General features: G+C 69.5%; 24 protein-coding genes and 1 riboswitch. Of the genes, 10 read left to right on the top strand and 14 right to left on the bottom strand.

Annotation, left to right across the window (positions count from 1 at the left end; translation table 11 throughout):
* The first annotated feature begins 241 nt into the window (after nt 1–241).
* From MFF06_RS02015 to MFF06_RS02000, 5 genes are all read left to right on the top strand, one after another.
* Nucleotides 242–2209, top strand: a complete 1968-nt coding sequence (locus tag MFF06_RS02015) for a potassium transporter Kup (protein WP_238201338.1) — start codon at nt 242–244, stop codon at nt 2207–2209.
* 417 nt (nt 2210–2626) lie between these two features.
* Nucleotides 2627–2983, top strand: a complete 357-nt coding sequence (locus MFF06_RS22765) for a DUF6968 family protein (protein ID WP_370876757.1) — start codon at nt 2627–2629, stop codon at nt 2981–2983.
* 485 nt (nt 2984–3468) lie between these two features.
* Nucleotides 3469–3945, top strand: a complete 477-nt coding sequence (locus MFF06_RS02010) for a (2Fe-2S)-binding protein (RefSeq protein ID WP_238201337.1) — start codon at nt 3469–3471, stop codon at nt 3943–3945.
* The gene (locus MFF06_RS02005) at nt 3942–6308 is read left to right on the top strand and encodes a xanthine dehydrogenase family protein molybdopterin-binding subunit (protein WP_238201336.1); all 2367 of its coding nucleotides are present in this window, start codon (nt 3942–3944) and stop codon (nt 6306–6308) included. The genes MFF06_RS02010 and MFF06_RS02005 overlap by 4 nt, the downstream gene beginning before the upstream one ends.
* 191 nt (nt 6309–6499) lie before the next feature.
* Nucleotides 6500–6889 carry a hypothetical protein gene (locus MFF06_RS02000; protein ID WP_238201335.1) on the top strand — a complete coding sequence of 130 codons (390 nt, stop codon included), beginning with the start codon at nt 6500–6502 and terminating at the stop codon, nt 6887–6889.
* Nucleotides 6890–7066: 177 nt separating this feature from the next.
* Here the strand turns inward: MFF06_RS02000 and MFF06_RS01995 are convergent, their stop codons facing one another.
* From MFF06_RS01995 to MFF06_RS01960, 8 genes are all read right to left on the bottom strand, one after another.
* Nucleotides 7067–7684, bottom strand: coding sequence for an HD domain-containing protein (locus MFF06_RS01995; protein ID WP_238201334.1), 618 nt, complete (start codon nt 7682–7684; stop codon nt 7067–7069).
* On the bottom strand, nt 7681–8301 hold the full coding sequence (locus MFF06_RS01990; RefSeq protein WP_238201333.1) for a DNA-3-methyladenine glycosylase I: 621 nt from the start codon (nt 8299–8301) through the stop codon (nt 7681–7683). Before MFF06_RS01990 ends, MFF06_RS01995 begins: the two co-directional genes overlap by 4 nt.
* A 2-nt stretch (nt 8302–8303) precedes the next feature.
* Entirely contained in the window at nt 8304–9161 is an 858-nt protein-coding gene (gene ygfZ, locus MFF06_RS01985; protein ID WP_238201332.1) for a CAF17-like 4Fe-4S cluster assembly/insertion protein YgfZ, read from the bottom strand.
* Between the two features lie 80 nt (nt 9162–9241).
* Nucleotides 9242–9496 carry a hypothetical protein gene (locus MFF06_RS01980; RefSeq protein WP_238201331.1) on the bottom strand — a complete coding sequence of 85 codons (255 nt, stop codon included), beginning with the start codon at nt 9494–9496 and terminating at the stop codon, nt 9242–9244.
* A 166-nt stretch (nt 9497–9662) separates the two neighbouring features.
* Nucleotides 9663–10130, bottom strand: a complete 468-nt coding sequence (locus MFF06_RS01975; protein WP_238201330.1) for a TIGR02301 family protein — start codon at nt 10128–10130, stop codon at nt 9663–9665.
* Nucleotides 10130–10585, bottom strand: a complete 456-nt coding sequence (locus tag MFF06_RS01970; protein ID WP_238201329.1) for an NUDIX hydrolase — start codon at nt 10583–10585, stop codon at nt 10130–10132. The genes MFF06_RS01975 and MFF06_RS01970 overlap by 1 nt, the downstream gene beginning before the upstream one ends.
* Nucleotides 10582–11802 (bottom strand): hypothetical protein, encoded by a 1221-nt coding sequence (locus tag MFF06_RS22620; RefSeq protein WP_283207232.1) that lies wholly within the window; start codon nt 11800–11802, stop codon nt 10582–10584. Before MFF06_RS22620 ends, MFF06_RS01970 begins: the two co-directional genes overlap by 4 nt.
* Complete coding sequence (locus tag MFF06_RS01960; RefSeq protein WP_238201420.1) at nt 11795–12517, bottom strand: SDR family NAD(P)-dependent oxidoreductase; 723 nt, start codon at nt 12515–12517, stop codon at nt 11795–11797. The genes MFF06_RS22620 and MFF06_RS01960 overlap by 8 nt, the downstream gene beginning before the upstream one ends.
* 392 nt (nt 12518–12909) lie before the next feature.
* Here MFF06_RS01960 and MFF06_RS01955 point away from each other — a divergent pair, with 392 nt between their 5' ends.
* The 4 genes from MFF06_RS01955 to MFF06_RS01940 all read left to right on the top strand — a co-directional run bounded on the left by MFF06_RS01955 (nt 12910) and on the right by MFF06_RS01940 (nt 15710).
* Nucleotides 12910–14049 (top strand): ATP phosphoribosyltransferase regulatory subunit, encoded by a 1140-nt coding sequence (locus MFF06_RS01955; protein ID WP_238201328.1) that lies wholly within the window; start codon nt 12910–12912, stop codon nt 14047–14049.
* Complete coding sequence (hisG, locus tag MFF06_RS01950; RefSeq protein WP_238201327.1) at nt 14046–15020, top strand: ATP phosphoribosyltransferase; 975 nt, start codon at nt 14046–14048, stop codon at nt 15018–15020. The genes MFF06_RS01955 and hisG overlap by 4 nt, the downstream gene beginning before the upstream one ends.
* Nucleotides 15021–15081: 61 nt before the next feature.
* Nucleotides 15082–15321, top strand: a complete 240-nt coding sequence (locus tag MFF06_RS01945) for a type II toxin-antitoxin system VapB family antitoxin (protein ID WP_238201326.1) — start codon at nt 15082–15084, stop codon at nt 15319–15321.
* Nucleotides 15321–15710, top strand: coding sequence for a type II toxin-antitoxin system VapC family toxin (locus MFF06_RS01940; RefSeq protein WP_238201325.1), 390 nt, complete (start codon nt 15321–15323; stop codon nt 15708–15710). Before MFF06_RS01945 ends, MFF06_RS01940 begins: the two co-directional genes overlap by 1 nt.
* Nucleotides 15711–15819: 109 nt before the next feature.
* Here the strand turns inward: MFF06_RS01940 and MFF06_RS01935 are convergent, their stop codons facing one another.
* From MFF06_RS01935 to MFF06_RS01925, 3 genes are read right to left on the bottom strand one after another with little or no spacing between them, the layout of a single operon-like run.
* Nucleotides 15820–16164 (bottom strand): lysozyme inhibitor LprI family protein, encoded by a 345-nt coding sequence (locus MFF06_RS01935; protein ID WP_238201324.1) that lies wholly within the window; start codon nt 16162–16164, stop codon nt 15820–15822.
* Between the two features lie 34 nt (nt 16165–16198).
* Entirely contained in the window at nt 16199–16630 is a 432-nt protein-coding gene (hemJ, locus tag MFF06_RS01930) for a protoporphyrinogen oxidase HemJ (protein WP_238201323.1), read from the bottom strand.
* Between the two features lie 4 nt (nt 16631–16634).
* A complete protein-coding gene (locus MFF06_RS01925; protein ID WP_238201322.1) occupies nt 16635–17735 on the bottom strand; it encodes a uroporphyrinogen decarboxylase in 1101 nt (366 codons plus the stop codon).
* A gap of 462 nt (nt 17736–18197) precedes the next feature.
* Between MFF06_RS01925 and MFF06_RS01920 the strand changes: the two genes are divergently transcribed.
* Nucleotides 18198–19028: a pyruvate, water dikinase regulatory protein gene (locus MFF06_RS01920; protein WP_238201321.1), complete on the top strand. Its 831-nt coding sequence runs from the start codon at nt 18198–18200 to the stop codon at nt 19026–19028.
* Nucleotides 19029–19135: 107 nt separating this feature from the next.
* Here the strand turns inward: MFF06_RS01920 and crcB are convergent, their stop codons facing one another.
* The 3 genes from crcB to lanM form a co-directional block, all read right to left on the bottom strand.
* Nucleotides 19136–19525 (bottom strand): fluoride efflux transporter CrcB, encoded by a 390-nt coding sequence (gene crcB / locus MFF06_RS01915; RefSeq protein WP_238201320.1) that lies wholly within the window; start codon nt 19523–19525, stop codon nt 19136–19138.
* Nucleotides 19526–19597: 72 nt separating this feature from the next.
* A riboswitch (Fluoride riboswitch) is annotated at nt 19598–19674 on the bottom strand.
* 72 nt (nt 19675–19746) lie between these two features.
* Nucleotides 19747–20259, bottom strand: a complete 513-nt coding sequence (locus MFF06_RS01910) for a hypothetical protein (RefSeq protein ID WP_238201319.1) — start codon at nt 20257–20259, stop codon at nt 19747–19749.
* 199 nt (nt 20260–20458) lie between these two features.
* The gene (gene lanM / locus MFF06_RS01905; protein WP_238201318.1) at nt 20459–20887 is read right to left on the bottom strand and encodes a lanmodulin LanM; all 429 of its coding nucleotides are present in this window, start codon (nt 20885–20887) and stop codon (nt 20459–20461) included.
* Between the last annotated feature and the right edge of the window lie 73 nt (nt 20888–20960).

Below are 20960 nucleotides of genomic sequence, written 5' to 3'. Positions count from 1 at the left end.
GATGCCGCCGCCCTGCGGTGACGACAGGGTGGCCGAGACCCTGTGGCCGGGACCCTTCCCCCGCTCGCTTCCCAGTTCCCGCCTGCACGGCATCGTGATAATCAGGCGCCATGAAACCGAGCGCCGGGCAGCCCGGCGGTTCCTTCGCGCCCCGATGGCCCCGTGACGATGGCCCCATGATCCGGACCGCGAAGAGCCGCTCCGTGCGCCGCCGGCAAGCCGGACAAAGCCGACATCCCCGATGAACCAGACCGCCCTTCCGGGTTCCTCCACCCCGCCTGCCGCCGCGTCCGCGGAGTTGGACGGGCCCGCGCCGTCCGGCGCCCTCGATGCGCCCGAACGGGCCGAGACCCGGCATGGCAAGGCCGGGTTCGGAACCCTCCTCGTCGGCTCCATCGGCGTCGTCTACGGCGATATCGGCACGAGCCCCCTCTACGCCTTCCGCGAGGCCCTGGGTCCGGCGCGGGCCGACAGCATCCTCCTGCCCGAGGAGGTGCTGGGCACCGTCTCGCTCATCCTGTGGGCGCTGTTCCTGATCGTGACCGTGAAATACGTCGCGATCCTGCTGCGCATGGATAACAACGGCGAGGGCGGCATCCTCTCGCTCATGGCGCTGGCCCGCAAGGCGCTCGGCGGCTCCCGGATCGTGTTCATGCTCGGCCTGATGGGCGCCGCGCTGTTCTACGGCGACGCGGTGATCACGCCGGCCATCTCCGTGCTCTCGGCGGTGGAGGGGCTGAAGCTCGTCACCCCCGCCCTGGACGAGTACGTGCTGCCGATCACGGTGGCGATCATCCTCGCCCTGTTCCTCGTGCAGAACCGGGGCACGGCCAAGGTCGCGGCCTTCTTCGGGCCGCTCACCGTCGTCTGGTTCGTCGCCATGGCGGCGGCGGCGCTGCCCCACATCGCCCTGCACCCGGAGGTGTTCCGCGCGGCCAACCCGTGGCACGCGGTGCACTACCTCCTCGGCCACGGCACCGGGGCGCTGGTGGCGCTCGGCGCCGTGTTCCTGGCGGTGACCGGGGCGGAGGCCCTTTTCGCCGACCTCGGCCATTTCGGGCGCAAGCCGATCCAGGTGGCCTGGATCTGCCTCGTCTTCCCGGCGCTCGCCCTCAACTATCTCGGGCAGGCCGCCCTGGTGCTGGAGAAGCCCGAGACCTCGGACCCGTTCTTCCAGATGGTGCCGTCCTGGGGCCTGCTGCCCATGGTGATCCTCGCCACCATCGCCACCGTGGTGGCGAGCCAGGCGGTGATCACCGGGGCCTTCTCCCTGTCGCGGCAGGCGATCCAGCTCGGCCTGCTGCCGCGCCTGGAGATCCGCCACACCTCCGAGTCCCATGCGGGGCAGATCTACCTGCCGCAGATCAACACGCTGCTGATGGTCGGCGTCGTGCTGCTGGCGGTCCTGTTCAAGACCTCCTCATCGCTCGCCTCGGCCTACGGCATCGCGGTGACAGGGACGATGCTGCTCACCGCCTCCCTCACCTTCCTCGTGATGTGGCGGATGTGGGGGTGGTCGCCGCTGGTGGCGGGGGCGGTGATGCTGCCCTTCATCGTGGTGGAGTTCCTGTTCCTGCTCTCGAACCTCATCAAGGTGGTGGAGGGCGGCTACGTGCCCCTGCTGCTGGCGGGCGCCCTCATCGTCCTGATGTGGACCTGGGTGCGGGGCGTGACGATCCTCTTCAACAAGACCCGCAAGACCGACGTGCCGCTGACCGAGCTGGTGGCGATGCTGGAGAAGAGCCCGCCCCACCATGTGCGCGGCACCGCCGTGTTCCTGACCAGCGACCCCGAGATCGCCCCCGCGGCCCTCCTGCACAACCTGAAGCACAACAAGGTGCTGCACGAGAAGAACGTGGTGCTCACCGTCGAGACGGTGGACACGCCCCGCTCGCAGGAGGCCGACAAGGTCCGGATCGACCCCGTGGGCCCGCATTTCTACCGGGTAGTGATGAAGTTCGGCTACATGGAGACGCCGAACATCCCGAAGACGCTGACCCTGCTGCGCCGCCAGGGCTTCAAGTTCGACATCATGGCGACGTCGTTCTTCCTGTCCCGCCGCTCGATCCGCCCGGCCGCCCATTCCGGCATGCCGCTCTGGCAGGACCGCATCTTCATCACGCTGGCCAAGAACGCCAACGACGCCACGGACTTCTTCCAGATCCCGACCGGACGGGTGGTCGAGGTGGGGACGCAGGTGACGGTATAGGGCGGAGCACGAAGGGTTTTGCTCCAACGATGCGAAGCGACAGCGGCCTTGAACCGCGAGCTCACATTGGTCATTTTTTCCTTTAAATTTTGAATTTAATCGTATATGAAGGTATGTCCACGGACGTGGCCATGCGAACAAAACGGAAAATTGATTTAGCTATAGCGTTCACACGGCTGGAACTCGACAAAATGCAAAACCACGTCGCCCAAATGCGACGATCTTTGCTGTTGAAAGAATACAATCCGAATCAACCCCGTATACCAGCAAGACAAACAGGTGGAGGACGCTGGACCAGGGATGGGCAATCAACCGATTCTCATTCGAGATTTTACATGCAGCTCAACGAGTCAATTCAAAAAACGTCTCTGATGCGGGTCAAAAAACGTCTCTGATGCGGGTCAAAAAACGTCGCTGATGCGGGATGAATGCGATGAAATGCACCAACGAGACCTAATCGTTTGTAGATTTACTGGAAAATCTGGTCGCTATACACAAGCATATGTTAGACGGGCCGCCTGCGAAAAGAGGGCATCCTATTCCTCCGCTCAACTTTTGAGGTTCGTCATGATCATTGCAGAGAGAATTCTTACAGCTCAAATGCCCGATGGGGCGAAGCAGGTACCCATCAGCATCTATGCTCCCAGGTTCGCAGATGGCATGCACATCTGCGAATACATTATTGAATGGCCTGGCCGCGAAAGAAGAAGCTTTAGTGCAGGGGTAGATTTGGTCCAAGCCTTGCACTCCGCGCTTATGAAGATAGGAATATAAATTTACGCCAGTGCCTAACACAAAAGTAGTATTCTATTTTGGAAAGGGCAGGGAGAGGGCTATGGCTTCCCCGTCCCAAAAAACGCCCGTGACCTCCTGGTCGGATACGATAAAATATTCGACGGCTGATATTTTTAGCAAAACCGATCAGTTATGACATAGAATATCAAAAATAGAATTGCATACACCTATCTCGGCAAGTAATATACTTGTCGAAATAGGTTCAATGAAAAATGTTACATGAAGCGATGGCAGGGTAGACACGTCTTGCCGCCTTGGATTGCGGTGCCGCGGGCACGCAATTGAGGCCAAGCTAGGTGCGCCAGCGCACATGGATGGTCGCCGTGCATTGCGGCCGATAGGCGGGCTCTTTAAACCCGTTCCAATTGAATGCAGTCGCTGCATTCCCGCCTTCAGGACGGCGCGCCTCCGGCCGCCGCCCCTTCGGACCGCCCATCGCGCGGTCGTCCAAGCGAGGGACATCGATGATCAAGCTCACCGTGAACGGGGCTGCCCGCAGCTTCGACGGGGATCCCGACATGCCGCTGCTGTGGTATCTCCGGGATGAAGTCGGCCTCACCGGCTCGAAGTTCGGCTGCGGCGCGGCCTTGTGCGGCGCCTGCACCATCCATCTCGGCGGCACCGCCGTGCGCTCCTGTGTCACCCCGGTCTCGGAGGCCGAGGGCAAGGAAGTCGTCACGATCGAGGGCCTGTCGCCGGACGGCAACCACCCGGTCCAGGTGGCGTGGCGCGATCAGAACGTGGCGCAATGCGGCTACTGCCAGGGCGGCCAGATCATGCAGGCGGCCTCGCTGCTCAAGGATACGCCCAAGCCCACCGACGCGCAGATCGATGAGGTCATGAGCGGCAACCTCTGCCGCTGCGGCACCTACCCGCGCATCCGCGCCGCCATCCACCAGGCCGCCGGCCAGACCGCCGCCCCCAAGGGAGAGCGCCTGTGATTCACGATCTTGCACTGATGGCCAAGCAGGCCGCCGCCGAGGCCGGGACAGCCTCCGCCGAGCCCGCCACCCGCCCGGCGCTCGCCAACGTCAGCCGCCGGGGTATCCTCGGCGGCGCGGGCGCGCTGGTGCTCGCCCTGTCGCTGCGCTCCCCGGCCAAGGCCGACGAGACCCAGACGCAGGAGCAGAAGGAGCACAAGTACGGCGCCGACGGCATGCCGCACGGCTGGCGCGACGATCCGAAGATCTTCATCGCGATCGCCCCGGACGGCGCCGTGACGGTGACGAACCACCGCTCCGAGATGGGCCAGGGCGTGCGCACCTCCATCGCGCTCACCGTCGCGGACGAGCTCGAGGCCGATTGGCCGAAGGTGAAGGTCGTCCAGGCCTACGGGGACGAGAACCGCTTCGGCAACCAGGACACGGACGGCTCGCGCTCGCTCCGCCACTTCTTCCAGCACTTCCGCCACGCCGGCGCGGCGATGCGCGCGATGCTGGTCGAGGCGGCCGCGAAGCAGTGGGGCGTGCCCGCCTCCGAGGTGACGGCCCGGAACCACACGCTGACCCACGCCAAGTCCGGCAGGACGCTCGACTACGGCGCCGTGGCCGAGGCGGCGGGCAAGCTCGCCGTGCCGACCGAGGTCAAGCTCAAGGACCCGAAGGACTTCCGCTACATCGGCACCGGCAAGATCGGGCTGATCGACAACCGCGACATCACCACGGGCAAGGCGGTCTACGGCGCCGACACCAAGCTCGACGGGATGCTCTACGCGGCCATCGCCCGTCCGCCGGTCTACGGCGGCACGGTGAAGTCCTTCGACGATTCCGAGGCCAAGAAGGTCTCAGGCGTCGTGAAGATCTTCAAGATCGACGGCGCCCCGATCCCCTCCGAGTTCATGCCGCTCGGCGGCGTCGCCGTGGTGGCCAAGAACACCTGGGCGGCCTTCAAGGCCCGCGACGCCCTCAAGATCACCTGGGACGACGGCCCGAACGCCTCCTACGACACCGACGTGTTCCGCAAAGAGCTGGAGGAGACGGCGCGCAAGCCCGGCAAGGTCGTGCGCACGCAGGGCGACGTCGATGGTGCGCTGGCCAAGGCCAAGAAGAAGCTCGTGGCCGAGTACTTCGTCCCCCACCTCGTCCAGGCGCCGATGGAGCCCCCGGCGGCGGTGGTGCGGGTGAAGGACGGCGTCTGTGAAGCCTGGGCCTCGACCCAGGGTCCGCAGGCGGCCAACGACCGGCTGATGAAGGCCCTCAACCTGCCCGACGACAAGGTGACGGTGAACGTCACGCTGCTCGGCGGCGGCTTCGGGCGCAAGTCGAAGCCCGACTACATCGTCGAGGCGGCCTTGTGCAGCCGCGAGGTCGGCGGCGCACCGGTCAAGCTGTCCTGGACCCGCGAGGACGACATCCACCACGGCTACTACCACACCATCTCCGCCGAGCGGATCGAGGCGGGGCTCGACGACAAGGGCATGCCGGTGGCGTGGCTCCACCGCTCCTGCGCGCCCACCATCGGCTCGATCTTCGCGCCCGATCCGAAGCACGAGCTGCCCTTCGAGCTCGGCATGGGCCTCGTGAACACCCCGTTCGCGATTCCCAACATGCGGCTGGAGAACCCGGAGGCCGCCGCCCATGTGCGGATCGGCTGGTTCCGCTCGGTCTCGAACATCCCGCACGCCTTCGCGATCCAGTCCTTCGTCTCGGAGCTGGCCCACGAGGCGGGGCGGGATCCGAAGGACTACCTGCTCGATCTCATCGGCCCCGCCCGGAAGATCGACCCGGCTTCCATCGGCGACGTGTGGAACTACGGCGAGGATCCCGCCCGCTACCCGATCGACACCGGCCGCCTGCGCGGCGTGATCGAGGCCGCCGCCAAAGGCGCCGGCTGGGGCCGCAAGCTGGAGAAGGGCCGGGGGCTCGGCATCGCCGGGCACTACAGCTTCGTCACCTACACGGCGGTCGCGGCCGAGGTGGAGGTCGACGAGAAGGGCCAGGTGAAGGTGCAGGCCATCGACATCGCCGTCGATTGCGGCCCGCAGGTCAACCCGGAGCGCATCCGCTCGCAGATGGAGGGCGCGGTGGTCATGGGGATGGGGCTCGCCCTCACCTCCGAGATCACCTTCAAGCAGGGCCGCGCCCAGCAGAACAACTTCGACGGCTACGAGATCATCCGGATCGACGCTGCCCCGAAGGTCGTTCGCGTCCACCTCGTGCCGACGGGGACCTTCGACGGACCGCTCGGCGGCGTCGGCGAGCCGGGCGTCCCGCCTGTGGCGCCGGCCATCGCCAACGCGGTCTTCGCCGCCACCGGCCGCCGCATCCGGCAGTTGCCGATCCGCGATCAGGCCGCCGGCGCCTGACCACGGCCCCGCACCTGGGCTAAACGAACGGCGGGGAGGGACGCTTGTGAGGGCGTGCCTCCCCGTTGCCGTTCCGGGCGGGTGGTTCGAACCATCGCAATTCACGCCGGTCCGCAGAACCGCCTGCGCCGCCCGCGGTTAAGGACGTGAGGCGGGCCCCGATGAGCCCGCCGGTCGCGGACCGAGGATCGATGAAACAGTTTGCCCCCGTGCTGGCCGGTCTCTGCCTCGTGGCGAGCCTCGCCACGCCGACGCTCGCCTCCCCCTGCTCCGAGCAGATCCAGGCCCTGTCGGGCAAGGTGAAGGCCGAGACGCATGACGCCATCGCCGCGAACACCAGCGGCCAGGGCACGGCGGCCAAGCGCGGCGGCGAGGGCGTGACCGGTACCGAAGGAGCCCGGGCGAACGAAGCGCCCCAGGCGCCGCCGGAGAAGTCCGCCGAAGCCGGCAAGGGGGCCGACGCCGCCCAGCAGGCCAAGGTGGCCCTCGAAGAGGCCAAGACCGCCGACGCCAAGGGCGACGCGAAGGGCTGCGAGGCTGCCGTGGAGCGGGCGAAGTCCCAACTCGGCAAGGCCCCGTAAGGTCGGGGATCCCGGAGGACCGGATCCTCCGGCGGGGTCGGCGCGGGTGCCTTCGGGCGACGCCCCCGGCGCAGCCATCCGGCGCGCCGTTCGGAGAAGTCCCGCTGCCCTGGATTGGGTCGCTGTCGCTCGCGAGGACGTGGCGGCGGAGGCGATCTGAAAGTCCCGGAAGACGCTCTATGTCCTGCGGGACCCCTCGTTCAGCTCCTCGAACCGGGCGAGGAAGCGACGTTGCGCGTCACCCGTCGGCCAGGGGTCGGCGAGGGCCAGCACCGGGTCCGGCAGGGTGACGGCCGGGCCGAAATAGCGGGCGGCTTCCCCGGCGGAGAAGCCCGCGAGCCGCACGGCCTCCCAATGGGCGGCGATCCGGTCCGCCCGCTTCACCCGGCGGGCGAGGGCGGGCGACGGAGCCGGAAGGCCGAAGCGCTGGCGCACGGCGGCCAGCAGGCGCCGCTCGACACCCTTGTAGGCGTCGCCGATCGCCGCCTTGAGGGGCGAGATGATGTCACCGACGACGTATTCCGGCGCATCGTGGAGCAGGAATTCGAGACCCTCGGCCGGGGTGGCGTCCGGATGGCAGTGGCGGCCGATTCCCTCCACCAGCAGGCTGTGCTGGGCCACCGAGAAGACATGCGGTCCCGCCGTCTGCCCGTTCCAGCGGGCGACCCGGGCGAGGCCGTGGGCGATGTCGCCGATCTCGATGTCGAGGGAGGAGGGGTCGAGGAGGTCGAGGCGGCGCCCGGAGAGCATCCGTTGCCACGCGCGGGGGCTCTCGGCCGTCCGGCTCACACTCATGCCTCGGCCAGGGCCGCGCAGGGCCCGTGCCGGTGGCAGCCGACGAGGTGGTCGTTCACCATCCCCACCGCCTGCATGAAGGCGTGGATGATCGTCGGCCCGCAGAAGGAGAACCCTTCCGCCTTCAACGCCTTGCCCATCCGCTTCGAGACCTCCGTCTCGGTGAGGATCTCGGCGCGGCTGCGGGCATGGCCCTGGATCGGCCGACCCTCGCAGAACTCCCACAGGAAGCGCGAGAAGCCGGGGCCGCTCTCCTCGATCCGCAGCCACGCCTTGGCCCCGGCGATGGTCCCGACGATTTTCGCCCGGTTGCGGATGATGCGCGTGTCGGCCATCAGCCGGGCCACGTCCTCCTCCGTGTAGCGGGCGATGACCTCCGGCCGGAATCCGTCGAAGGCGGCGCGGAATCCCTCCCGGCGCTTCAAAATGGTGATCCACGAGAGGCCCGCCTGGAACCCGTCGAGGATCAGCTTCTCGTAGAGGGCGCGGCTGTCGTGCTCCGGCACGCCCCATTCGGTGTCGTGATAGGCGACGTAGAGCGGGTCCTGCCCGGCCCACCAGCAGCGCGGGCACCCGTCGGGGTGGAGGATCAGCCCCTCGGGCAGCGGCGTGTCCATGGTCAGGCGGAGGTCCCGCTTCCGGCATCCGGCATGGCGAAGGTGGCGTAGGCCGGGCGGCCGACGGCCAGCGCCTGGCCGCCCGCCCGCAGGCTCTCGCCCGCCGCCAGGGCGTCGCCGAGCCGGTCGAGCCGCAGCATGACGAGGCCATGGGTTCCGGCCGCGCCGGCCGTGATGCCGAGCACCTTCTGCCCGGCCTGGACCTCCGTGCCGGGGGCGGGGGAAGCCCCCCCGGGATACTCCGCCACCAGCAACCGGGTGCGGGCCGTGCCCCGGTGCTGCATCCGCGAGACGACCTCCTGGCCGACATAGCAGCCCTTGCGGAAATCGACCCCGCCCAGTTGATCCATCAGCGCCTCGTGGGGGAAGGCGTCGCCGTAGGCGAAGTCCCGCCCGCCCTCCGGCACGCCGAGGCGGAGGCGGTGGGCGTGGTAACCCTCCTCCGAGGCGTCGGCGGAGAAGGCGCCCTCGGCGGCGTAGAGGCGGGCTCCCAGGTCGGGATGGCGGGCGTCCGCGACGGTGGCGGTCTCGGCGGCCGGGCTCGCCCCGTCCCAGGCGGCGGCCACCGCGACGGTCGGATCGGCGGCGATCTCGACCGCCGCGCGCAACTTGTAGAGGGTCAGGCGCTTGGCGAGGTCGGCCGCCTTGTCGGCCGCCGCATCGAGCCTGAATCCGTCCGGGATCCGCGAGATCAGGAAATCGAACAGGATCTTGCCCTGCGGGGTCAGCAGGGCGCCGAGGCGTGCCTCGCCCGGTTGCAGGGTCTCGACGTTGCAGGTCAGCACGCCCTGCAGGAGGCTCGTGGCGTCCGGCCCCGTCACGGTGACGAGGGCGCGGTCCGGCAACAGGGCGATGGGCATTCGGGGCAATCCTCACACGGCGGTGGCAGCCGGGAGGTAAGGGCGAAGGCGGCCCGCCTCAACCGGCGGGCCGCCGGATCTCAATGCTGCAAGGTGGTGGTGAAGGCGCCGCCGCGGATGCGCTCCGGGAAACCTTCGGCGTAGCGCGCGGTCGCCTCCTCGCCATAGGTCATGACGAGTTCCTGGAAGGCCGCGAACAGGGCGGCCTGGGCCATGCAATCGCCGTCGAGACCATCGAGGCAGCCTTCCGCGAACGCTTCGGAGACATAGCTCAAAGCGGCACGCTTCTCCTCGACATCGGCCTCGAGGGGGGCGGTGTGGGAGATGGTCTGCATGGTCCGACACTTCCATTGCGCCGCTCTGAAACAGAACGGCGGACAGGATGGATGATAGGCGGCTCAATGCGGGACGCCTAGCCGGTAATTGCAGATCGGTTAACGCGGTCGATCGAATGCCGGCCATCGGCCGGATCGCATCGCCCTGTGGCCCGGGCGCATCACCTCACCCGCCGAACCGCCCGGCCAGGCCGTGGGACAGGCGCTCGCCCTCCGTGAGGAAGCGCGCCGCCGCCTCGTGGGCGGCGGGGGTGCAGACCCGGTAGGTGAGGGCGTAGCTCCGGTATCCCCGGTTGTAGGCGCCCGCGAGCCGGTCCCGCCGGTTGGGGGTGATGCCCTCGGCCTCGATCAGGGCCTTCATGCGCGTCGGCCACTCGGCGGCGTCGGCCGTCGCGCAGAGATTGCGCAGGAAGGCAAGGGAGCCGATCACCTCGGCCATGCGCATCAGATCCCGGTCGTAGGGGGCGGGGGCGTCGGCCGGGGCGGGCTGCTCCTTGGGGGCCTCCTTCGCCGTGTCCTTGGTCGTCTCCCTGGCGGGGGGCTTGGCGCGCTGCTGGGCCTGTGCGGGACCCGCGAGGAGGGCGACGCACAGGAGCGCCGCCCACCCGCCCGTGCGGTGAGGGATCCGTCCCATCACGCCGTCCCCCGTCCGTCCACCCGCGCGAAGGCCTCCCGCAGGGTGCCGACGAGGCCGGGCGTGGTCTCGAGCGCCCCGATCTCGGACAAGTCCGCCCAGCGCACGCCCAGGGCCTCCGGCCCGGCCATCGGTTCGCCGCCGCGCCACAGGGCGGCGTGGGGGTGGACGACGTAGTGGTGCCGGGCGCGGCCGGTCCCGTCGCGCACGATGATCTCGGTCGGCGAGAGCACGCCGACCACCTCGGCGGTGACGCCGACTTCCTCCACGAGTTCCCGCAGGGCCGCCTCGGCCAGGGTCTCGCCGGCCTCCACCAGACCCCCGGGAAGGGTCCAGACGCCGCGCATCGGCTCGTTGGCCCGGGAGGCCAGCAGGACGCGCCCGTCCCGGATCACGGCGATGGATGCGCCGACGAAGGGCCGCGTGGGGAAGGTCCGATCGTCGGCCTCGCTCACGGCCGACCCCCGTCGAGGGCGATGGCGGCGATCCGCCCGTCGCTCAGGCCGACGACGAGCCGCGAGGCCGCCCCCTCACCCAGGCTGGCGATGCCGCTCCCGGCGGGCGCGGGCAAGGCGATGCGCAGCCGCTCCGTCAGGGCCCCACCCTGGGCGGACATCAGGACGAGGGCCGACGCCCCGGCGAGCGGCACCGCCAGTTCCGTGCCGTGTCCGGCCTGGACGACGTCGGCCAGGGCGGCATCGCCCTCGCCGGGGAGGAATCCGGCCGCCTCGGGACCGGGGGTGATGGCGTCCGGGGCGAGGCGCCAGAGCCGCAGCGTGCCCTTGGCATCGACGGTGGCCGCTTCGGATGGGTCCGCGCCGGAGAAGGCGCCGACCGCCGCGAGGGACGGGCGAGGACCGGGGGCGGAGCGGGCCGTGACGCTCCAGGGGGCGGGCGAGGATCCGGATCGGGTGATCAGCACCAAGCTCCCCGTTCCCGCTCCCGCAACGGTGGCGGCGAGGATGGCGGGGCGTCCCGCCACGGGTACGATCCGCGGGGCCTGGGGCGCGAAGACGGCACCGTCGCCGGGCGGCAGATCGGTCGTCGCCACGGGCACGGGCTTCGGCTCGGAGGTCACCCCCAGGGGCTGGCGCTCCCGTAACGCGAGGGTCGCGGCGGCGGGGCTGCCGTCGGGCGCGCGGGTGCGGCCGGTCAGGAAGGCGCTGAGGGGACCGTCGAGGGCGCGGCGGACGCCCGGCAGGGCTCCCTTGGGCGTCTCGGAGGCCACGAGGTCCTCCACCGCCTCGCGCCCCACCGGCTTCACCGCGACGGAGCCGTTCTCCACGAGCAGGATCGCCCCGCCCTCGTCGCCCCAGACCACGGCGATCGGCGTGCCGGACCCGCTCGCCTCCCTGCCACCCTCCCGGCCCGCCTCGTTCCGGCGGACGAGGGGCAGGAGGCCCGAAGTCGCCACGGCGACGGCGAGTTCGCTGCGGGGGCCGCGCATCTCGCGGACCTTGAAGGGCAGATCGAGGAGGCGCAGGGCCGGCTCGGCGCGGGCGGAGCCCATGGGCAGGGCGAGGGCGGCGGCGACGGCCAGCACCACGCCCCACCGGTTCGAGGGACGCGGGCGCCCGTCCCGGACCGCGCGGTCGCGCCCGGCGGATCTGGGAGCGGACCGCGAGCCCCTCGCGATGACGGCGCGCCTCCCGAAGCCGGGGGCGTCAGACATGCTGCCCGCCGTTGATGTGCAGCTCGGCCCCATTCACGTAGGAGGAGGCTTCGGTGCACAGGAAGTAGATCGCCTTGGCGACCTCGTCCGGCGTGCCGAGGCGGCGCTGGGGAATCTGCTCCACCAGCTTCTCCGTGCCCGGCGAGAGGATCGACGTGTCGATCTCGCCCGGCGAGATGGCGTTCACCCGCACGCCGATCGGCCCGAAATCGGCGGCCATCTCCCGGGTGAGGCCGGCCAGCGCCGCCTTCGACGTGCCGTAGGCCGCCCCGGCAAAGGGGTGCACCCGCGAGCCGGCGATGGAGGTGACGTTGACGATGGAGCCCTTGGCGCGGGCCAGTTCCTCCCGCAGGCCCCGGGCCAGGAGGATCGTGGCGAAGACGTTCACCTGGAACACCCGCAGCCAATCGGAGAACTCGGTGCCGAGCGCACCCAGGCGCTCGCCGTCCGGCCCCTTGGGCGAGATGCCGGCATTGTTGACGAGGGCGTGCAGCACCCCACCCTCGGCCGCGAGGCGCCCGCGTACCTCCTCCACGGCGCGCACCGTGTCGGCGGCGTCAGCGAGGTCCACCTGCAGGTGGTCCTCCGGCCCCATCTCCCAGGGGCAGTTCTCCGGGAAGGGCTGGCGCGAGCAGGTGATCACCCGCCAGCCGGCCGCCGAGAACCGCTTGACGGTGGCATGGCCGATGCCCCGGCTCGCCCCCGTGAGCAGCATGATGCGCCGACGTTCGTTGAGAGGGAGGGCCACGGTTCAAGCCTCGCTAGCGGGCGGGCGCCCCGATGCGGGATGGATTCCGCCGGTGCACTGCAACGTCTAGGCGGAGGAACGCGGGAAATCCAGGGCACCGGACTCACGCGGCGGGTGCAAGGGCCTTCAGAGTCGCCACCGTCGTTGCGAGCGTTAGCGAAGCAATCCAGGGACTCGCCTCGTTCGGAGACGTCCCGCCGCCCTGGATCGCTTCGCTGTCGCTCGCGATGACGGTGAGGCTGTGGCCCGCGTCCGAGCGCCGCGAAACCGCAGATCAACAAGGTCCGTCCTCCTCCACAGCCGCCCCATGTCGCCAAGCGTTGCGCCGGTTGCTACAGAGCGCGCGCACGAGGATGACCATGACGCGACCGGAGCCCGACTCGGAAACGGCTGAGCCCACCCAGGCGCGGCTGCTCGCCCATCTGGCCGCCGCGGGCTACGCCACGGTGGCGCCCCCGGTGCTCCAGCCGATCGAGCCCTTCCTGGAGCTGTCCGGCGAGGATATCCGCCGCCGCATCTTCGTCACGCAGGATGCGGGCGGGGCCGAACTCTGCCTGCGGCCGGAATTCACCATCCCCGTGTGCCGCCTCCACCGCCAGCGGGCGGACGGGCAGGCGGCGGACTACAGCTATTGCGGCCCGGTCTTCCGGCTCGCCGCCGACGAGCCGGACGAGTTCTTCCAGGCCGGCATCGAATCGATCGGCCGCACCGACACGCCCGCCGCCGACGCGGAGGTGCTGGGCCTCGCCCTGGAGGGGCTGGCGCTGTTCGGGCGGACCGCTCCGCAGGTCCGCCTCGGCGACATGGGCCTCACCGTCGCCCTCCTCGACGGCTTGGCCGTTCCCCCTGCCGCCAAGCGCCGGACGCTCCGGGCGCTGGCCGCCGGGCGGTCCCTCGACGGGGTGACGAACGGGGCCGAGGGTCAGCCGAGGGAGGACCGCCACGCGGGGCTGCTGGCCGCCATCCAGGGCCAGGACCCGCAGGGCGTGCGCGCCTTCGTGGAGGATGTGCTCGCCATCGCCGGCATCTCGGCGGTGGGCGGGCGCAGCGCCGGCGAGATCGCCGAGCGCTTCCTCGGCCGGGCCGCCGCCCAGGCCAATGGCGGGGCGGGGCTCAACTCCGAGAACCGGGCGATCCTCGACCGCTACCGCGCCGTCTCGGGCGATCCCGATTCCGCCGCACGGGACCTCCGGGCTCTGGTCTCGGATGCGGGCATCCGCCACGAGGCGGTGGAGGCGGCCCTCGACCTGTTCGAGGAGCGCACCGGCTTCATCGCCGCCCGCGGTCTGCCCGTCGAGACCTTCCGGTTCCAGGGCGGCTTCGCCCGCAACCTCGACTACTATACGGGCTTCATCTTCGAGGTGGCCCAGGGCGACGGGCCGGTGCTCGTCGGCGGCGGCCGGTACGACGGCCTGCTCTCCCATCTCGGCAGCCCCACGCCCCTGCCGGCGGTGGGCTGCACCTTCTGGATCGAGCGTGCCACGGGAGCCGGCCGATGAGCGACGCCCTCGTTCTGGCGGTCCCCTCCAAGGGGCGCCTGCAGGAGAACGCCAGCGCCTTCTTCGCCCGCGCCGGGCTGAAGCTGACGCAGGGCACCGGGATCCGCGACTATCGCGGCAAGCTCGTCGGCGTGCCGGGCGTGGAGGTGCGCTACCTCTCCGCCTCCGAGATCGCGAGCCAGCTCGCCTCCGGCGCCGCCCATCTCGGCGTGACCGGCGAGGATCTGATCCGCGAGACCCTGCCCGACGTGCGCGGCCAAGTGGAGTTGCTCACGCCCCTGGGCTTCGGGAATGCCACGGTGGTCGTCGCCGTGCCCCAGGCCTGGATCGACGTGCGGGTGATGGCCGACCTCGACGAGGTCGCCGCCACCATGCGCGCCCGCCACAACCGCCGTCTCCGTGTCGCGACGAAATACGTGAACCTCACCCGCCGCTTCTTCGCCGAGACCGGCGTCGCGGACTACCGGATCGTCGAGAGCCTCGGCGCCACCGAGGGCGCGCCCGCCGCGGGCTCGGCCGAGATCATCGTGGACATCACCACCACCGGCGCGACCCTGGCGGCCAACGCTCTGAAGGTCCTCGACGACGGGATCATCCTGCGTTCGGAGGCGAACCTCGTCGCCTCCCTCAAGGCCCCCTGGGGCGAGGCGCAGCGGACCGCCCTGAAGGCGGTGCTCGGCCGGATCAGCGCCGAGGAGCGCGCCCGCACCACCCGCGAGGTCCGGGCCGCCATGCCGGAGAACGGCACCATCGACCTCGCCACCCTGGCCGGCCTGCACGAGGCGGAATTGCCCTACGGCGCCCCGAGCGGGCCCGACGGCGAGATCGTCCTGCGCTGCCCCGAGGCGGCGATGTTCGACCTCGCCGACGCCCTCGTGGCGGCGGGCGCCCGGGCGGTGAGCGTGAGGCGGATCGACTACGCCTTCGCGGCCGAGAACCCCCTGGCGGAGCGGTTGCTGGCCAGGGTGTGAGCGTGGACAGTCACCGGGATATCCCCTAACGTTGCAGGAATATCCCGGTCGAGCCGTTCCGATGCCCCTCTATGTCAAGGATCCGCAGGTCGATGCGCTCGCCGACGAACTGACGGCGCTCAAGGGCTCGACCAAGACCGAGGCCGTCCGCGAGGCCCTGCGCAACGAGATCGCCCGGACGAAGGCCGAGCCAGACCTCATCGAGATGACCCGCACCTTCACCCGCGATCTCCGGGCCCGCAGCGGCGTGGGCAAGCCGGTCGACAAGGTCTTCATCGACAGCCTCTACGAGCGCGATTGATGTTCGTGGATGCCTCGGCCCTGACGGCGATCCTGGTGGGGGAAGACGAAGCCGACGACCTCCTTGCCCGCCTGAAGCAGGCGCCCCGGCGCATGATCTCGCCGCTCGCGGTCTGGGAGACCACGGTGGCGGTAGCGCGCCGCCTCGACCTTCCCCTCTTCGAGGCACGGACGGCGGTGCGCGAATACCTCGCGCTCGCGGCCATCATCGTCATGCCGGTTCCACCGGAGGTGGGCGAAGGGGCGCTCGATGCCTTCGAGCGCTACGGCAAGAGCCGGCATCCCGCTTCACTCAACTTCGGTGACTGCTTCGCCTATGCTTGCGCCCGCCATTTCGGCGTACCGCTCCTCTTCAAGGGCGATGACTTCTCTCAAACGGACATTGTCTGAGGGAAATTTCAAAGGATCGGGCGCTTTGGCGGGCGCAGGGCGCCCTGCCTTGTTCCAGGGGCTTTGCCCCCTGGACCCCACCAAAGGACGTGTCCTTTGGGATCCCGGATTATTGCGGTCCCTGCTTGGCGAACTCCCCGAGGACGGCACGGAGCACCTTCAGACGCGCGTCGTAGGCGGTGCGCAGGCACTCGACCTCGGCGCCGCAGGTCCGGCGCTCGGTGAGCCAGGTTTCCTGGTCGTCGCGCAGCTTCGACTGGCCGCCCATCGGCAGCACGGCCTTCAGGATCTCGAACCGGGTCGCCATCTCGACGTCGCGGTCGTTGAGGGGAAGGTGGGCGCAGATCGCCTTCTCGTCGGGCGCCTCGGCCTTGTCGCAGGGGAAACTCGCGGCCTGAGCCGAGCCGGCGGCGAGGGTGAGGACGAGGGCGAGGGTCGATGTCGTGACACGCATGGGGCCATAACGGCCGAGCCTGCCGGAGGCTCCCTCAGAATCCCGGCTTCACCGTCGCCAGCACGACGATCACGATCATCAGCAGCGTCGGCACCTCGTTGATCACGCGGTAGAACTTGTGGCCCCGCCTGTTCCGGTCGGCGGCGAAGTCCTTGACCATCCGGGCGAGCCAGCCGTGGATGCCCGACAGCGCCACCACCAGGGCGAACTTCGCCTGGAGCCAGTGGCTCGCGTAGTAGCCGCTCATCCAGGCGAGGAGCAGCCCGAACGCCCAGGTCGCGATCATGGCGGGCGTCATGATCGCCTTGAGGAGGCGCCGCTCCATGATCTTGAAGGTCGCCGATTGCGCCTCCGAGCCCGGCGGCAGGCTCGCGTGGTAGACGAACAGCCTGGGCAGGTAGAGCATCGCCGCCATCCAGGCGATGAGGCTCACGATGTGCCCGGCCTTGATCCAGTCGTAGAGCACGCGCCTAGCCCCGCAGCCGGGCGAGCATCCGCTCGACATGGGCCACCGGCGTCTGCGGCGTGATGCCGTGGCCGAGGTTGAAGACGTGCGGCAGGCCCTCCACGGCCTCGCGGATGCCGTCCACGGCCGCGTCCAGGGCCGCCCCGCCCTCGATCAGCGTCTCGGGGTGCAGGTTGCCCTGCGTGACCGTGGAAGCCGGCACGCGGCCCCGCAGGGCCTTCAGATCGACGCCCCAATCGACACCCACCGCGTCGGCGCCGGTTTCGGGCACCACGCGGGCATGGCCGTCGAGGCCGGAGCCCCGGGCGAAAACGATGATCTTGGCATCCGGCACCCGGGAGCGGATGCCCGCGATCATCCGGGCGATGGGCTGGAGCGACCAGCGGGTGAGGGCGTCGGGCGCCGCCCCGCCCGGCAGGGCGCTCTCGGTGACGTCGCCCACGGGTTCGATCAAGCCCGGCGAGGCGGGCATCGCCTTCGGCAGGGTGCCGGCGTGGGATTCGAAGATCTGCACGGCGTCCGCGCCGGCCTCGAGCTGGCGCACGAGATAGTCGGTCTGCACGGTGACGAGACGGTCGATCAGTTCGTCCACCAGCGCCGTGTCGCCCTCGGCGAGCGCCCGCGAGGGGGCGAGGTCCGGCGTGCCCCGGCCGCCGATCATATAGCTCGCCACCGTCCAGGGGGCGCCGCAGAAGCCGAGAAGGGTCGTCTCCGCCGGAAGCTCCGCCCGCAGCCGCGTCACCGTCTCGAAGACGGGGGCGAGATGGGTCATCACCGCCCCGTCGCCCGCCTCGCGCAGGCGCTCGAAGGCGGCGCGGTCGCTCAGCGGATCGAGGCGCGGCCCCTCGCCCTCGACGAAGCGCACGTCCTGGCCGAGCGCATGGGGCACGACGAGAATGTCCGAGAACAGGATCGCCGCATCGAACCCGAACCGGCGGATCGGCTGGAGGGTCACCTCCACCGCGAAGTCGGGCGTGTAGCACAGGTCGAGGAAGGAGCCCGCCGTCGCCCGGGTGGCCCGGTACTCCGGCAGATAGCGTCCGGCCTGCCGCATCATCCAGGCGGGCGGCGGCCAGACGGCCTCGCCCGAAAGGACCTTCAGCATCGTCCTGTCCGCTCGATCCGTCATACGCTCCCGACCCCGTTCTCTTCGCTACCGGTCCGGTCGCGACGCATCCCCAGGGGGACCTCTCTAAAAGAAAAGAGAGAATCTTAGACTCTGTTTTTTCTCTTGGAGGCTGGATCACGGGAGCGCAACCGTATCCACACCCGATCCCCGGCCAGGCGCCGTTAACGGAGCTTTAAAGGATTCCGGCGAAGATGATGGAAGAGGCTTCCCGTCCAAGGGCTTGGAGAAGGGGGAGCCGGGGGTGCGGCCTCGCGCATCCCGCTTTTCCCGACTCGCGCTTGGAATCCGTCCTATTTTGACGGCCTGTGCACGCCGGAGTCGATAGCCGGCGCCCTCTCGGCACTGGACCGGCCAAAGAGGGCTGCCTATCCACACTCATCGACTCCCCGGCGGTTCGCCGTTGGATAACCCGAACTCCCCCGGCCGGAGACGCCGCGCATGGGCCGCAGCTACTTCCACCTCCACCTCGTGTCCGACTCCACCGGCGAGACGCTGATCAACGTCGGGCGGGCGGCGGCGGCGCAGTACGAGGGCGTGTCGGCGATCGAGCACGTCTACCCACTGGTGCGTTCGGGCTCGCAGCTGGAGCGGGTGATCTCGGAGATCCGGGCGGCGCCGGGCCTCGTGCTCTACACCCTGGTGGGCGGCGATCTCGGGCAGCGGCTGGAGATGGCGGCGCGGGAATCGGGCTCGCCGTGCCTCTCGGTGCTGCAACCGGTCCACGACCTGCTGCAATCCTACCTCGGCACACAGAAGGCGGCCCGGCCGGGCGCCCAGCACATGCTGAACGCCGAGTACTTCAAGCGCATCGACGCGATGAACTTCACCCTCGCCCACGACGACGGCAACCTGCCGGAGGATCTGGAGGAGGCGGACGTGATCCTGCTCGGCGTCAGCCGCACGTCGAAGACGCCGACCTCGATCTACCTCGCCAACCGCGGCCTCAAGACCACGAACCTCCCCCTCATCCCCGGGGTGCCGGTGCCCGCCGAGATCGAGGCGGCGCGCAAGCCCCTCATCGTCGGCCTGTTCGCCTCGCCGGAGCGCATCATCCAGATCCGGCAGAACCGCCTGTCGAGCCTCAACGCGGACGAGAGTTCGATGTACGTGGACCGGGAGGCGGTCTCCGACGAGATCACCGCCTCGCGCCGCCTGTTCATGCGCAACCGCTGGCCGACCATCGACGTGACCCGCCGCTCCATCGAGGAGACGGCCGCCGCCATCCTCGACCTGCACCGCGACCACCGGATGAAGTTCATCGCGGAATAATCCGGGATCCCCAAGGACAAGTCCTTGGGTGGGGTCCAGGGGTGAAACCCCTGGGAAGGCAGGGCGCCGCCCTGCACCCCCCAGAGGGCGAGCCCTCTGGATACCCCTTACGAGCCGCCGAGCACCGTGCGCACCAGCGCCATGCCCGCGATGAGGCCGAGGAGGCCCAGCGCCACCGAGGCGAAGACGTAGACGGCGGCCGCCGTGGTCTCGCCGCGCTCGTAGAGGGCGATCGCGTCGAGGGAGAAGGTCGAGAAGGTGGTGAAGCCGCCGAGCACGCCGGTGGTCAGGAACAACCGGGCGGGGTGGCCCGCCGCCCCGCGCAGGGCGAAGCCCTCGGCGAGCACGCCCATCAGGACCGAGCCGAGCACGTTGATGATCAGCGTCGCGAGGGGAAATCCGAAGCCCGGCAGAAGTCGCGCCACGGCGAGGTTCAGCCCGTGCCGAAAGCCTCCGCCGATCCCGGCGCCGAGGAAGACGATGAAAGTGTTGACCATGCCAGTCCCGTTCGTCTGAACGGGCGGGCCGCCCACGATGCGGGCACGCCCCCACCGCGAGCGGAGACCGCCCTCACGGTAGGAGCCATCAGCCCTGGCCGGTCATCCGGCAAGGCGGTTATCGGGGGAGCTCCATCCCCATCGACGGCGAGGGTAATACAGGACCGGTGAAAGGAAAAGGCACGGCGATCGCCGTGCCCTCTTCCCCGTGCCGGGTCCCCTTACGCCGCGATGGCGAAGTGGCTGCGCTGCTCGATCTGCGCCACGTAGAAATCCTCGATCACGTCGCGGATGACGTCGGCGAGGTCCGTGCCGCGGTGCTCGTCGAGGTGCAGGTCGCTGCCGATCACCCGGCCGATATGGGCGCTGGTGCTGGCGCCGGGGACGAGGCGCTCGTTGTAGCGCTGGTTGAGGCCCGAGATGGAAATATAGTTCGTGCCGCCGAGCTCGGGACCGTACTTGATCTTGATCTTCTGCTCGGTCTCGATCCCGCGCAGCTTGGCGCAGAGCGTGACGAAGTTGTCGCCGTCGATCACGGGGTCGAGGCCGGTGATGCAGCCGTGGACGTTGTCCTCCTCGTTGAGGACCTCGGCCATAAGGGTCAGCACCTCGATCACCGGGCGGAGCGCGCGGGTGCCGTCCTCCAGAAGCTTCTGACGGAAGCCGTTGCTGCGGGCGTCGGCCGCGGCGAGCCGGCTGCGGAAACGGTCCTTGACTTCGTGCACGTGCGCCATGGTTTCATCCTCCGGGTATCATCTGAAAACCGGACCGTTTCGTCCGCTGCAGTCAGGTTTACGGAGGCAATGCAATTGACGCAAGATAGTGCAAAACATTGATGCTTGCCCATCACTTGGGCTTATGCTCAAAATATTTACGTGATGAAAAATGAGGCAGAAGGGCCGGAAGGGATCGTCCTCCGGCCCTGCGAGCCCGCTACTTGAGGAGGCGCAGCAGGCTGCGGCCGGCGGGCGTCTTCAGCTCCTTGGCGTCGAGCTTGCCGTCGCCGTCCGGGTCGGCCGCCTTGAAGCGCTCGGCGACGAGGGCGTCGTATTCCTTCTGATCGACCGACTTGTCGTTGTCGGGATCGGCCATCTTCATCTCTTTCTTGCTGATCCGGCCCTGCAACTCCTTCGTGTCCACCGAGCCGTCCCTGTCGGTGTCGAGGCGCTCGAAGGTGGCTTTCCCGGCGGCCTGGGCCTCGGCGAGGTCGATCGTGCCGTCGTTGTCGGTGTCGATCGCCTTGAGGCTCTTGGCGGCGCCGCCCGAGCGGGCGGCGGCGGGCTGCGGCAGGGTGGCGGGCAGGGCCACGGCCGTGACGAGGAGGGCCGCGAGCAGGGTCCTCGTGCGGGTCTGTCCGATCATGGAAGGTCTCCGGTTGCGGAATGCACCGGCGGACCCAAGGCGCGACGGGGCGGCGCGTTCCCCCGCCCCCCAT

The organism is Methylobacterium aerolatum, assembly GCF_022179085.1.
Taxonomy (GTDB): Bacteria; Pseudomonadota; Alphaproteobacteria; order Rhizobiales; family Beijerinckiaceae; genus Methylobacterium; species Methylobacterium aerolatum.
This window is presented reverse-complemented; position numbering and strand designations above follow the sequence as displayed.

Coding starts and splice junctions, on each gene's coding strand:
- ygfZ (WP_238201332.1), bottom strand. CDS start 9,161: ATGCCCATCGCCCTGTTGCCGGACCGCGCCCTCGTCACCGTGACGGGG.
- hisG (WP_238201327.1), top strand. CDS start 14,046: ATGAGCGACGCCCTCGTTCTGGCGGTCCCCTCCAAGGGGCGCCTGCAG.
- MFF06_RS01995 (WP_238201334.1), bottom strand. CDS start 7,684: ATGAGTGTGAGCCGGACGGCCGAGAGCCCCCGCGCGTGGCAACGGATG.
- MFF06_RS01960 (WP_238201420.1), bottom strand. CDS start 12,517: ATGCTGCTCACGGGGGCGAGCCGGGGCATCGGCCATGCCACCGTCAAG.
- MFF06_RS02000 (WP_238201335.1), top strand. CDS start 6,500: ATGAAACAGTTTGCCCCCGTGCTGGCCGGTCTCTGCCTCGTGGCGAGC.
- MFF06_RS22620 (WP_283207232.1), bottom strand. CDS start 11,802: ATGTCTGACGCCCCCGGCTTCGGGAGGCGCGCCGTCATCGCGAGGGGC.
- lanM (WP_238201318.1), bottom strand. CDS start 20,887: ATGATCGGACAGACCCGCACGAGGACCCTGCTCGCGGCCCTCCTCGTC.
- MFF06_RS01990 (WP_238201333.1), bottom strand. CDS start 8,301: ATGGACACGCCGCTGCCCGAGGGGCTGATCCTCCACCCCGACGGGTGC.
- MFF06_RS01925 (WP_238201322.1), bottom strand. CDS start 17,735: ATGCTGAAGGTCCTTTCGGGCGAGGCCGTCTGGCCGCCGCCCGCCTGG.
- MFF06_RS01955 (WP_238201328.1), top strand. CDS start 12,910: ATGACGCGACCGGAGCCCGACTCGGAAACGGCTGAGCCCACCCAGGCG.
- crcB (WP_238201320.1), bottom strand. CDS start 19,525: ATGGTCAACACTTTCATCGTCTTCCTCGGCGCCGGGATCGGCGGAGGC.
- MFF06_RS01940 (WP_238201325.1), top strand. CDS start 15,321: ATGTTCGTGGATGCCTCGGCCCTGACGGCGATCCTGGTGGGGGAAGAC.
- MFF06_RS01935 (WP_238201324.1), bottom strand. CDS start 16,164: ATGCGTGTCACGACATCGACCCTCGCCCTCGTCCTCACCCTCGCCGCC.
- MFF06_RS01980 (WP_238201331.1), bottom strand. CDS start 9,496: ATGCAGACCATCTCCCACACCGCCCCCCTCGAGGCCGATGTCGAGGAG.
- MFF06_RS01920 (WP_238201321.1), top strand. CDS start 18,198: ATGGGCCGCAGCTACTTCCACCTCCACCTCGTGTCCGACTCCACCGGC.
- MFF06_RS01975 (WP_238201330.1), bottom strand. CDS start 10,130: ATGGGACGGATCCCTCACCGCACGGGCGGGTGGGCGGCGCTCCTGTGC.
- MFF06_RS01945 (WP_238201326.1), top strand. CDS start 15,082: ATGCCCCTCTATGTCAAGGATCCGCAGGTCGATGCGCTCGCCGACGAA.
- MFF06_RS01910 (WP_238201319.1), bottom strand. CDS start 20,259: ATGGCGCACGTGCACGAAGTCAAGGACCGTTTCCGCAGCCGGCTCGCC.
- MFF06_RS02010 (WP_238201337.1), top strand. CDS start 3,469: ATGATCAAGCTCACCGTGAACGGGGCTGCCCGCAGCTTCGACGGGGAT.
- MFF06_RS22765 (WP_370876757.1), top strand. CDS start 2,627: ATGCGGGATGAATGCGATGAAATGCACCAACGAGACCTAATCGTTTGT.
- MFF06_RS02015 (WP_238201338.1), top strand. CDS start 242: ATGAACCAGACCGCCCTTCCGGGTTCCTCCACCCCGCCTGCCGCCGCG.